Source organism: candidate division KSB1 bacterium (assembly GCA_022566355.1).
Classification (GTDB): domain Bacteria; phylum Zhuqueibacterota; class JdFR-76; order JdFR-76; family DREG01; genus JADFJB01.
On the sequence record JADFJB010000003.1, the window covers coordinates 23,253 to 35,349 of the forward strand.

Below are 12,097 nucleotides of genomic sequence, written 5' to 3' on the forward strand. Positions count from 1 at the left end.
GTCTCCTTTTTTTTAGTGATATTTTTATTGTCCCATTTCTCTCATAATTTCTTGTGCCAATGCCGTTGAATTGCGCAGGCTGGCTTTTACGTTGGAATTTTCAAATAACGGAAAAGTCATAAAAACCACTTCTGTATTTGTGCCGCCTACCGGGAAGCGTAATGCAACATTCCCTATTTCATCTTGCAGACCACCTTTGCCGATATAAATAATTTCTGCATCTGGACCAGGAAAGAATTCGTCAACATCACCAGACTGAACGTCTATAGTAACCCGTGGAAAGTTGACCGGATCACCCAATGTATTATCTGCAAAACTAAATTTAAGATCGCCGTCAAAATCGCCTGCACGGCTCCATCTTATTGTGGGATCGATTAGTGTGTCACCTGTCGCACCAGCCACATGTAGATAGACTACTTCAAATTCCGTTGGATCGGGCGGATTACTGTGATTATTACCCGGTCCTGCGGGAGATGAAAAGATTTCCATAATTCCCTGGCCCATAATCCAGAGCTTTCCACCGCCATCCGCAAATTCGGAAAGTTGAACCGGAGCTTCCGGGTAAGCATCGCCAATTTCGTGCCACATGGAAGATCCACTTCCATATAACACAGCTACCTGGAATGGAGTTAAATCAGCAGTTACTGGGATTCCTTGCTCGGCGATATCCCAGGTATCGAAGGCAAAACCTTCGAGAATAGCGGCATAGAAACCATCTTCATCGATTTCATCCAAGACGCTGCCCTGGGGATTATCATCGACAATAAGGACAGTAGGGAGTTTTACTTCATATTCTATCTCGGTGGTTGAGACCTCGCCATCATTGTCCTGGGCTTCCAATGTAAAGGTATAAGTATCGGGCGCAGCAGGTACAACGAATCCGGCTGTCGTTCCTAAAGCAAATTCACCAAAAGCTCCACCCTCTGTGCTGCGCCAGCGATAGCCGGTAATTGAACCGAATTTGTCCGGATCTGTACCGCTCCATTGAAACTTTGCGGTTTGACCGGGAGCATAAGCCGGGGTTGCACCGCTGCCGCCCGAAGAGGCGCTGCCGCGGGCGCCGGAAATGAGGACTTGTGGAGGTCCTGTATTGGCGCCAACATTGAATGTCCTGGAGACTGTGGCTGTCTCACTTCCGCCGGTTGCAGTTACCGTAAATGTATAACTACCCGAAGGCTGCCCATTATATGTTTTTGATATTTCATTTGTAGATACAAGTGAAGCATCAACCCCTGATAATTGAATCTGAAAGCTTACACTTGCTCCCCCACCACGTGCTCGCCATTCGAAGGAGAAGCGCGAATTATTTAATATGGTTCCGCCCTCTGCGGGACCTGCAATAATCTCGACTATAAGCGCCTGGGTAAAGGCTGTTATGGTTTTATCATCCTTGGCGCAGGAAAACAAAAGCGCCAAAGATAGTATGAAGTAAGGAGCGCTTCTCTTAATTATTGTTTTTAACATATTAGAATCTCCTAAAATTTAAGTCCTTCATATCATATTTTAAAATGTTTACAGTTCTCCAAAAAAATTTCTCAGGATATATTCAAAATTACTTGCAGCGCCGGCGTAGTTCTGTCCATAGATTCGGCCGGCGATGTATACAAAATTACTTTTCGTTTCATCAGTACCGGGTGTGGGCAGCGTAACTTCACTCCTGCTGGTATATACCAGGTTCGGATGTGCCCAGACACTTAAACCGCGCACAAAACTGAATGGTGAGGTACCACCCTCTTCCATGGTCGTAGCGCTGCTGCGATGAGCAAATAACATAGTATGAGTAAATGAAGACTTGGTGTAGCTGGACATACCGTCCCAATCGGTTACGGTGCCATCGTCACTGGAATTCAAGAATCCACCGCCCCCAGAGAATACTGCGGTTGCACTCATACTGCGTGTAAAAGGTGTCATCTCAACGAGTCCAGGAAAAACCGGAATATATTCTCTTATTCTTACCCTGCCGGAGGTAAACCCCTCCCGTCCGGAAATATTGGCATAAGAAATTAAGGCACTATCGAAAAAGTTGTCACCGTTTCGGGTTGCAAGGAGCACATTTCCTCCAGCTTGTAGATAAGCTAAAATGGGCGTTCCCTGCCAATCTGCCAGATCACCCTGAAAATTGTTACCCAGCCAGACCACAGACGAGTATTTTGCCAGAACATCCGGAGATATTGGACCCGATCCAATTGATGCAGGGACTGTAGTGGGAACATGTTGTCCCGGGAAGAGATCCCAGAAAGCTCCAACGGTAAGCTCTCCAAAATAAGCCTTTGCTGCATAACCATCATGGGGGAGGGGATCATAGCTACCCCAGGTGATGCCGTTAACAAGAAGGAAACCCTCGTCGAATGTTGGTAAAGCTACACTGATTTTGTTTGATTGTATGACGACAGCCCCACCCGCATCTCGCAATGCCAGGAAGACAGTATGTTCGCCTGCCGGCATATCGATGCTGGCAGAAACCGGATCGCTATAGGATAACCATTCAGTGCCGGAAAATGCGTACGATCCATCGGCGTTTAAGGTTTCATCGTTTAAAGAGTAGGAGTAGTTAGAAACAGCGCCGGTATAATAGGCTGTTTCTCCACGCCAGGTAAAAACTGCAGCTGCTCCCGCGAACCAGCCACCTCCATCCGTTGGACCAGTGGATTGTTGTAATATCGGAGAAAACCCACTGCCAACAAAAAAGCTTCGAGTGTCTGGTGTCTCATCTCGAGCGCCATAATTATCGATGGATTGCACGGCAAATACATGATTGCCTTCCGCAAACACATTGCCCAGGACAACGCTAAATTCTACACTGGCTTTGCCATCTGAGTCAGCCGCGATAATTGTCTCGGCTCCGCCATCGACGGTATAGGCAAATTCTATTACTTGGCCATTTTCGTCAGACCCGGATATTCCAAAAGTCACACCTCCACCTGTAGTGGCTCCATTCGCAGGGCCTGACACAATCGAGGTAATAGGCGATTTATTTGCCAGAATCTCAGCAAGGCTCAACTTGGCAACCGCTGGTGTAGGATCTTCCGCACCCTCGTTGTCTTTGGATTTGACTTCCACAGTGTGTTCATCTGTTGCTGAAGTGAATGTAATCGTTCCTGAAAAAAACTGTTTGACTGTCCAGTTGGAATAATCCCCGCCATCTAAGCGAACAGCAAAACTGTCCACTGACCCATCCAGATCGGTACCAGTATATTCTACCGTAAAAGAAAAATCTCCTAAATTAGTCACAACCCCAAGGGTATCTGTTTCCAGATCCACTTTTTTCAATATTTTTGACGTGATCGATGTTTCCGGAGCTTGATTTACTCCTTTCGCATCAAACTTTGTCGGTCCGTCACCACAGCTCCAAAGAAACAATAAACTTATAACCAGGAGCAATGGGAAAGCCTTCTTACCATCATGTAAGATTTCTTTAAGCATCTGCAGCCCTCCTCAAGGTTAGAGAATAATAAATATTATAGTTAATTATAATAATGTACTTTTAGAAATTGTATTTTACTAAGTAGAAATCCGAAAAAATCAGCTACAAGAACAACCAATACATAAAACTAATAATACTTGGGCAGAGTACGTTTCTGTTGTTAGGAAAGGAAACATTGAAATACGACTTGAATATTTTGAAGAATGATAATTGATTCACAGGATTTGTAGCAATTTTTTTGAATGACCACCTCCGAACTTTATTTCAATTATTAACTTATTGTAGTTATTGTAGAAAATTAAAACATGATTGTCAAGAAAAAAATTTCAATTATCAAATTTTTTTATTAATATATCTAACAAAGCACATCATATCTTACAATATGCAACCTTAAATCCATATTTGCACTGAGGTGAATTTGATTACGGTTCTGTGTTTAGTAATGTTCCAAGTTCTGTGTTTAGTAATGTTCCAAAAATTTATGATCTACAGAAAATATTTGTTTCTTCATTGCATTCTCGTTCAAGAAATATTACAATAAGGGTCTTAAAAATTTGGCTCATTTGTTCGTATACCTCGAAAAATGTTAAATCCGGAAAAGGTGTCATGACAAATTTAAATATAGGTGTTAGAGTAAAAAAGTTACGATCTGGAAAAAAATTAACATTACGACAGCTCTCTGGTCTTTCCGGTGTTTCTGCAACACAGATTTCTGAAATTGAACGCAACCTTACGGCTCCGACTGTCCCGACCCTTATGAAAATTGTATCAGCATTAGATACGGAGGCTAGTATATTTTTTGAAAAGAAAGATAATAAAACGATTTCGCTGGTTCGAAAAAATGACCGCCAGCAGTTAATAGACCGGAAGAATAACGTCTTTATTGAAAATATTACGACAGGGATAACCGATTCGAAAATAAAAGCGATCATCGCACATCCTCCTCCGGGCGCTGAAAATATTCCGGGTGGTTATCAGCATCCTGGAGAAGAGTTGATTTATGTAATCAAAGGAAAAATTGAAGTTCAATTAAATGACACAAGTTACACTCTCGAAGAAGGCGATAGTATTCATTTTCGGGGAGAAATCAGGCATATCATAAGAAATCCGACTAATCAGGATGTTGAAGTGCTTGCCATAATATCACCGCCAAATTATTAGAGGCCAGGCTTCAGATAAACAATTATTGGAAAACTGCTCGATCCGTTTGATTCTAACTAAGTAGTTAACTTGCTTTATTCATGAATTGCTTGTATAAGCAAAGTTTTCAAAAATTGCGATCATGAAGTAAAGTATCCAGGCTATCCGAGAACCGGGTTTTATTGCTTCTGAATGCTTAAAGCAGGAGTTCACTCTGTGGTTGATAACGTAAAAATATCCCCGATAAAAGTATTCGGGGATGACATATTGGTAGTTCTCAGATAGCCTGCTAAAAGCGTAGGATTTGCGAATAATCCAGGTTAATTAAGATTTCTCGTCGTAAACTCCGTTCGACTACGCTCACGACGCTGCCTCGAAATGACAATTGAGTTGATTATTATCACTAATTCATCACTGGGATAATAGAACTTCAAGTGAAAATAAACTTTCATCTAGATTCGAGCTTTTCGCTGCAACACTAATCAAAGTTGGAGAAGAAATATTAGTCAGATCAATATTCGTTTTGCTGCCTGCATCCAAAAGGCTATCGTACATGGGGTACTTGTTGAACGGATGGCAAGGAGATAAGTGATCCCATCTCCACTACCACCTACAGCATTCCAGGTACTATGATAATTGCCATCATCTTGCTTTTTGGGCTGACAAACCTGTATGAGAGGGGGAGCGCCCGCCAGACTAGCCAAATAGGCAGTATTAACCTGAACGACCTGCGAAAATAGTTAAAATTCATAAATTCGATTAAATCATTGGTGTTGATGGATTCTTGTCACAACCTAATATTGAAAAAGCTATAATGAAAATTAACTGGCGAGGAAAATTAAATTGTCCCATTTTGTCTCTCATTTTCAAAAATTATAAAATTAGTAATGTAGAATCTTAAGAAGAATTGTCAAGAAAATATATCGAGTTGAGCTTAGTAAAGTTGCATGGCTTGACTTTCCAAAAAAAAACACCTACCTTGTCCAAAATCTAAAATAATCTATTTATAATTACTCCAAGTCTTAATAAAAATCCAGAAGGAACTCATAAATATAAAATGGAACGTGGCGAAAGTGCTTCTTTGAAAAAAGCGATTGGTTTACCCCATGCTACTGCAATGGTTGTGGGAACGATTATAGGAGCATCTATTTTCGTTCAGCCATCGGAGATAACCACTCTGGTTCCTTCGCTACTTGGAATTTTCCTGGTTTGGATTATTTCAGGGGTGCTCACAATGTTTGGCGCTTTGGTGTGCGCCGAATTAGCTTCCATCTTTAGCCGTAGTGGGGGTGTCTATATTTATTTAAAAGAAGCATTTTCACCTGCTCTTGGATTTTTGTGGGGCTGGGCAATGTTTTGGGTAATGCATTCCGGAATTATCGCAGTTATCGCCGTAGTTTTCGCACGCTATGTTGCTTATTTCATACCTTTGGATCCCCTAGCCATTAAAGCGGTAGCGATAATAGTTATTATTGCTCTTTCTTTCATCAATTATATTGGTGTGAAACATGGTAGTATGCTGCAGACACTTTTTACTTTCGGGAAATTGGTTGCGATTCTTGCAATTATTATTTTGGGTTTTTCACTTGGGTCAGGTTTGACGACAAATTATCAAACAGAAGAAATGCTAACTTTTTCGGTGGGATTTGGCGATTTCGGTTTGGCATTGGTAGCCGGTCTTTTTGCTTTTGGTGGGTGGCACATGGTATCCTATAATGCTGGAGAAACCATTCAACCGCGAAAAACAATTCCACGGGCATTAATACTAGGGACAGCCATTGTAATCTTTTGTTATATCGCTTTAAATGCAGTGTACATGTATGTCCTTCCATTAGAGGTTGTGGCTTCCTCCACGCGGGTGGCAGCCGATGCTGCGGATGCCGTTATCGGAAGTGGTGGTGGTGCAGTCATGTCGGGATTGGTTGTTTTTTCAACATTTGGTGCGCTAAGCGGAATTATTTTAGCAGGACCCCGTGTCTATTACGCAATGGCCCGGGATGGTCTGGTTTTTAAGTGGATGGGAGAAATCCATCCCAAATATCGAACGCCGCATCGATCTATTCTCATTCAAGCCATCTGGTCATCAATACTGGTTAGTACCGGAACCTATCGAGTTCTTTTCACCAGGGTGATCTATACAGAGTGGATATTTTTCGGTCTTATGGCGATCGGTTTATTTGTCTTGCGAAAAAGATCAGATCTAAAAAGAGATTATTCAGTATGGGGATATCCCGTTGTTCCGGTGATATTTATTCTATCGGCATTTGCAATTGTTGCGAATCAAATTTATTCGGATTTAACCGAGTGTTTATTCGGTTTGTCGCTCGTTTTGATTGGCTTACCTGTTTATCATTTTTGGGCGAAGACCGGAATGACAAAGGAGGAGAACCATGAAAGTAATTGACTTCCATAATCACTATTATCCCCCGGAATACCTGCGAGCTTTACAAGAGGGTTCAAGTACCATCAAAGTCACATTCGATTCCGAGAATAACCCATTGCTCCATTATCCGGGTGACTACAATGTGGTTGTTCCAGGGCATAGAGACATTGCATTTAGAGAGACTGTCCTTGAAAAAGAGAAAATTGATAAACAAGTATTAACCTTTACCTCACCGGGAACCCACATTGAAAAAAACGATTTCTCTATTGAACTGGCCATGTTGGTAAACAATATGTTAGCCAGAATTAAAGATGAAAAATCTCACTGTTTCACCGCGCTAGCTACACTGCCATTAAATAATCCACAAGCTTCGGTAAAAGAATTCGAGAGAGCAACCAAAGAACTTGGTTTCGCGGGTTGTATGTTGTTTAGCAACGTAAACGGGACTGCTTTAAGTGATGACCGCTATTGGCCTTTGTATGAAAGTGCGAATGAAGCAAAAACAGTATTCTATATTCATCCAATACATCCTGTGGGTGTAGAGGCAATGTTGGATTATTGGCTTATGCCATTAATTGGCTTTACTTTTGATACGACTTTAGCTGCCGCGAAATTAGTGTTCAGCGGTGTTATTGAACGATTCCCCGAAATTCGCTGGGTGTTGGCGCATTTAGGCGGTGCAATTCCATATCTTGCAGAAAGACTCGACCGTGGTTTTTATGCATTTAAAGAGTGCCGGCAGAATATCAGCAAACCACCTAGTGAGTACTTGAAAAATTTTTATTTTGATACCGTTAATTTTGACACCAAAGCCTTGCAACTTGCGATCGATTTTGCCGGAACGGATCATATATTGGCAGGCAGTGATTACCCCCATAAAATAGGAAGCCTGGAACAAATGCTTCAAAGTATTAACGATTTGAAGATTTCATCTAAAGCCAAAGAGGATATTTTATGGAACAATACAGAGAGACTCCTGGGCTTATAAAACTGTAGAAAGTCATCAGCAAATAAATTATGACCGAAAGTAAATTTAACATACTTTACATCGATACTTCACAAACAGATCTGGAACTGTTTAAAGCACAATTCGAAAACGATTACAATATCACCACTGTGGATGATCCTGATGAAGCTAGGGAAATCTTAAAACTGACTGATATTCAACTGATGATTTCCGAACAGGAGTTACCGAGTACAACCGGGATTGAGTTTTTCGAAAGTTTAAATAATTCTAATCCGGATTTAATCAAAGTGATTTTGACCCATTTCAGAAATGCCGATCAAGTAATAACTGCGTTAAATACCTACCAGGTTCACAAATTCATCATAAAACCATACGATAAATTTGCAATAGAAGAGATTATCGATGATGCGTTACAAATCTATCTAAAAAAACAGAAAAATAGAAAAACCTTACTCGAACTTCGACATTTGTTGGATGAAATGAACCTGGTTTACGAGGTCTCGCTTAAAATTTCAGAGAAAAAGCCTCTGGGTAAGTTACTTACAGAAATTATGGAGAGCTGTAAAACTGTAATGAACGCCGAAGCCAGTTCTCTATTACTGTATGATCCTGAAGATGAGCAGTTGCATTTCCAGGTTGCAACCGGATCGAAAGGAATGCTGGTTAAAAAATACAGTGTATCAATGGGAGAGGGGATCGCCGGGTGGGTGGCAAAAAACCAGGAATCGCAATTGATCGAAGATTGCTATCAAGATCCCAGGTTTAATCGCGAATTTGATCTAAAAAGCGATTTCCATACACGTTCAATGATTTGCGTCCCGTTGGTTAGAAAAGAGAAATTACTCGGGGTCATTCAGGTGATCAATAAAATAGATGGCAAAGTATTTACAGAATCTGATTTACGCATCTTCTCGACTCTTGCATCTCAGTGTGCAATTTCAATAGAAAATGCGCAATTGATCGAATCGCAGATAGAAGCAGAGGCATTAGAGCGTGAATTACAAACCGCAAGGGAAATACAAAACCAATTACTGCCATCATCACTTCCGGAATTTGATGATTTGGATATAGCAACTCGATTAATACCGGCTCGATTAATAGGCGGTGATTATTACAATGTAATAAAAATCAATGACCATCAAAGTTTGCTTTTCATTTCTGATGTTAGTGGAAAAGGGATTCCTGCAGCTCTTATCGTTTCTACAATATATTCATGCCTTGAAACCTATCTCGATCTACGAAAAGAAGAATTTGATCTCCTTTCTTTAGTAACAAGTTTGAATAAAGCATTGATCAGTTCAACGCCTCTTGATAAATATGCAACCTGCTGGTTTGGTTTATATGATCATACCAAGAAGAAATTGATCAGTTTAAATGCCGGTCATAATCCACCCTATATTTTTCATAAAAAGGATAAGAAACCAATAGAATTAAACACGGGCGGTATTATTTTAGGAATTATGGAGTTCCTTTTTGAAACAGAAGAAATCGATATGCAACTGCACGATGTATTGGTATTTTTCACGGATGGTGTCACAGAAGCGCTGAACAAACAAGATGAAGAATATGGTGAGGCTCGTTTGATTGATGTGGTTAATAGAAATCAACATAAACCAGCAACTGAGATTATAAATGAAATCGAGGAAGATGTAAAGAAACATGTCTCTGGCGCCCCGCAAAGTGATGATTTTACTTGCGTGGTGGCGAAGATATTATAGATTTCTATAAATATTTTATTATTAACCTGGATAATTCATGAACCATGTTTTTAAGCTTAACATCCAATGTCATCCCGTCGTACAGGATGCTGCAGAGTGTCGTTCCCGAATGCTTTCAGGGTGCCCGCGTACTACCCAAAATGTCATCCTCTAATGTTTTCAGCCTGTCCGAGAACTCCAAAAATGTCACGCCCGAGTGCTTTTATCGGGGGTCTATGAGCCTGTCTTGCATATGCGAGTAAAATATTGCATGCTGAAAAAGTATATCCTGTAGAGAATTAGTGATGAAGATCTTAGCAAACGAAAATATTCCTGGCGGGGTAGTTCATGAGCTCCGATCAGTAGGATACGATGTTGCCTGGATAAGAGATAGCACCAGGTATTACAGATGCTGAAGTTTTAGATATTGCAGTAAATGAAAATCGTATTTTGATTACTTTTGATAAAGATTTTGGCGAATTAGTTTTTAATAAAAAATTAAAAGCTTCACCAAGTATTATTTTATTTCGAATTATTCCCTCATCACCGTCTAAAATTGCACAAACTGCAGTTTCTATCTTAAAAAGTCGAACTGATTGGGGTGGACATTTTTCTGTTATAGAAGAAAACCGCATAAGAATGACAAAATTACCAATGAATAAACTTTGATCTATTAAAAGTGAATATCTTAGTCGGTTCTCTCAATCCGGTAAAAATTGATGCTGTAAAAATTTCCTTCTCAACCTATTTTCCGGATATAACGGTTAGTGGTATTGAGGTTTTTTCAAATGTTGCGGGTCAACCGGTAGATTCGGATACCTTCCTTGGCGCCCAAAATCGTGCAAAAGCATTACAAAAAATAGATACTGAACAAAATCTTAAAGCCCGATTTTTTGTTGGAATCGAAGGAGGTATTCAGGAAATCTTTTCAAAATGGTTTGCTTTCGGTTGCATGTGTATTATGGATCGGGAAGGCAAAATTGGATTTGGCACCTCTCCCCAGTTTGAACTTCCTATGGTCATTGTCGAGCGTTTACTGAACGGTGAAGAACTCGGTGACGTTATAGATGATCTCACCGGATTGAAAAACACAAAACAAAAACAAGGGGCAATTGGATATTTAACACAGGGTGTTTTGGATCGCAAGAATATTTATGTCCAGGGATTACATATGGCTCTCATCCCATTTTTAAATCCAGGTCTTTTCAATTCCAAGTAATCGGTTATTTTCTGAAATTCGAAATTAGAATTTATTATTGGCAATGATGTTCTTTTTATAGATATTTAAAATTTATTAATTAGTGTCTGAACGAAAAGCATCCATTCTGTCATTCCCGCATGCTTTTAGCGGGAATCTACCTGCTTGAAATGATTAGATTTCGGCTCAAGCTTGTCCCTGCATGTTTTTAGCAGGGAAGATTACCGGAATAACACTAGTTGTCGAGTTTTCGTTCAGACACTAATTAAGAAACGAATTCAGTTCTATCGAAATATCAGGAGGTGAAAATGGCAGACCAGGTGTAATTCAGTATCCCACCTCGCAGTCTGGCTCGCGCAGATGTTGAATTTCAGAGAAAACGGAACTTTGATGGGAACATTACAAATTTCAAAAGGATCGTTGGTGTGGTTTCCGGCAAAAACGACTTATGGCCATAAGATGGAATGGGGTAAATTTGCGAAGATCATGCAACAGGAGACTGCATTGATTTGAGCAGAGATGACAAACCAAGAGATTGTGGTATGATTGAAGTCAAGAACTTAAGTAAAGTTTTCAAGGATCGAAAAAAAGGAGATGTTTGGGCCTTAAATGATGTGTCGTTTAGTATTGGGCAAGGGGAGATTTTCGCATTATTGGGGCCAAACGGTGCAGGCAAAACCACGACTTTACGAATTTTATCTACCCTAATCGAACCCACTTCCGGTGAAGCACATATTCAACAATTTTCAATTAAGAACAATAAAGAAGATATACGCAAACTCATTGGAGTTGTCTCCTATGAAACCGGTGTTTATGAAAAAATGACACCTAGGGAAATCGGGTTATTCTTTGGCAGGTTGAATGATCTTACAGATGAACAAATCGAAAAGAATCTTGAATACATTTTCCAATTGCTCCGCATGAAAGACTTTTGCGATCATCGTACGGATAATTTTTCTTCAGGCATGAAACAAAAGACTGTCATTATGCGAGCACTGGTGACTAATCCTCAAATTCTCATATTCGATGAACCAACCGCCGGACTTGATTTATTGACTGCAAAAAATGTGACGGATTATATCAGGCTCTTGAGAGATGATGGCAAAACCATTTTGTTTTCGACCCATATTTTATGGGAAGCCGAAAGATTGGCCGACAGGATTGCCATTATTCATAAAGGAAAAATTGTAGAAAATGGCACGCTTACTGAGCTGCGTCAAAAAACCGGAAAAACAGATATTGAAGAAATTTTCTTTTCTATTGTGGATTGAGCGTGGGGCAGCAAAAG

Annotated in this window: 9 protein-coding genes and 1 pseudogene; 7 read left to right on the top strand and 3 right to left on the bottom strand. The window is 40.3% G+C overall.

What is annotated here, in order from left to right; genetic code table 11:
- Positions 1–24 precede the first annotated feature (24 nt).
- Both IIC38_01110 and IIC38_01115 read right to left on the bottom strand, forming a co-directional pair.
- On the bottom strand, positions 25–1,464 hold the full coding sequence (locus IIC38_01110) for a hypothetical protein (protein ID MCH8124555.1): 1,440 nt from the start codon (positions 1,462–1,464) through the stop codon (positions 25–27).
- Between the two features lie 48 nt (positions 1,465–1,512).
- Entirely contained in the window at positions 1,513–3,423 is a 1,911-nt protein-coding gene (locus IIC38_01115) for a hypothetical protein (protein ID MCH8124556.1), read from the bottom strand.
- 607 nt (positions 3,424–4,030) lie between these two features.
- On the opposite strand from IIC38_01115, the gene IIC38_01120 reads away from it, so the two are divergent.
- A complete protein-coding gene (locus IIC38_01120) occupies positions 4,031–4,585 on the top strand; it encodes a cupin domain-containing protein (GenBank protein ID MCH8124557.1) in 555 nt (184 codons plus the stop codon).
- A gap of 485 nt (positions 4,586–5,070) precedes the next feature.
- Here the strand turns inward: IIC38_01120 and IIC38_01125 are convergent, their stop codons facing one another.
- Complete coding sequence (locus IIC38_01125; GenBank protein MCH8124558.1) at positions 5,071–5,268, bottom strand: hypothetical protein; 198 nt, start codon at positions 5,266–5,268, stop codon at positions 5,071–5,073.
- Positions 5,269–5,621: 353 nt separating this feature from the next.
- Here IIC38_01125 and IIC38_01130 point away from each other — a divergent pair, with 353 nt between their 5' ends.
- The 6 genes and pseudogenes from IIC38_01130 (at position 5,622) to IIC38_01155 (ending at position 12,080) form a co-directional block, all read left to right on the top strand.
- Entirely contained in the window at positions 5,622–6,968 is a 1,347-nt protein-coding gene (locus tag IIC38_01130) for an amino acid permease (GenBank protein ID MCH8124559.1), read from the top strand.
- The gene (locus IIC38_01135; GenBank protein ID MCH8124560.1) at positions 6,955–7,935 is read left to right on the top strand and encodes an amidohydrolase; all 981 of its coding nucleotides are present in this window, start codon (positions 6,955–6,957) and stop codon (positions 7,933–7,935) included. The genes IIC38_01130 and IIC38_01135 overlap by 14 nt, the downstream gene beginning before the upstream one ends.
- A gap of 29 nt (positions 7,936–7,964) precedes the next feature.
- Positions 7,965–9,632, top strand: a complete 1,668-nt coding sequence (locus IIC38_01140; GenBank protein ID MCH8124561.1) for a SpoIIE family protein phosphatase — start codon at positions 7,965–7,967, stop codon at positions 9,630–9,632.
- Positions 9,633–9,916: 284 nt separating this feature from the next.
- A pseudogene (locus IIC38_01145) lies at positions 9,917–10,280 on the top strand (DUF5615 family PIN-like protein).
- Positions 10,281–10,290: 10 nt separating this feature from the next.
- Positions 10,291–10,830: an inosine/xanthosine triphosphatase gene (gene yjjX / locus IIC38_01150; GenBank protein MCH8124562.1), complete on the top strand. Its 540-nt coding sequence runs from the start codon at positions 10,291–10,293 to the stop codon at positions 10,828–10,830.
- A gap of 521 nt (positions 10,831–11,351) precedes the next feature.
- Complete coding sequence (locus IIC38_01155; GenBank protein ID MCH8124563.1) at positions 11,352–12,080, top strand: ATP-binding cassette domain-containing protein; 729 nt, start codon at positions 11,352–11,354, stop codon at positions 12,078–12,080.
- The last annotated feature ends 17 nt before the right edge of the window (positions 12,081–12,097 follow it).

What these genes read in the sequence shown, in the direction of transcription:
- IIC38_01130 (MCH8124559.1), top strand. Translation starts at nt 5,622, where the DNA reads ATGGAACGTGGCGAAAGTGCTTCTTTGAAAAAAGCGATTGGTTTACCC.
- IIC38_01155 (MCH8124563.1), top strand. Translation starts at nt 11,352, where the DNA reads ATGATTGAAGTCAAGAACTTAAGTAAAGTTTTCAAGGATCGAAAAAAA.
- IIC38_01135 (MCH8124560.1), top strand. Translation starts at nt 6,955, where the DNA reads ATGAAAGTAATTGACTTCCATAATCACTATTATCCCCCGGAATACCTG.
- IIC38_01115 (MCH8124556.1), bottom strand. Translation starts at nt 3,423, where the DNA reads ATGCTTAAAGAAATCTTACATGATGGTAAGAAGGCTTTCCCATTGCTC.
- IIC38_01120 (MCH8124557.1), top strand. Translation starts at nt 4,031, where the DNA reads ATGACAAATTTAAATATAGGTGTTAGAGTAAAAAAGTTACGATCTGGA.
- IIC38_01140 (MCH8124561.1), top strand. Translation starts at nt 7,965, where the DNA reads ATGACCGAAAGTAAATTTAACATACTTTACATCGATACTTCACAAACA.
- IIC38_01110 (MCH8124555.1), bottom strand. Translation starts at nt 1,464, where the DNA reads ATGTTAAAAACAATAATTAAGAGAAGCGCTCCTTACTTCATACTATCT.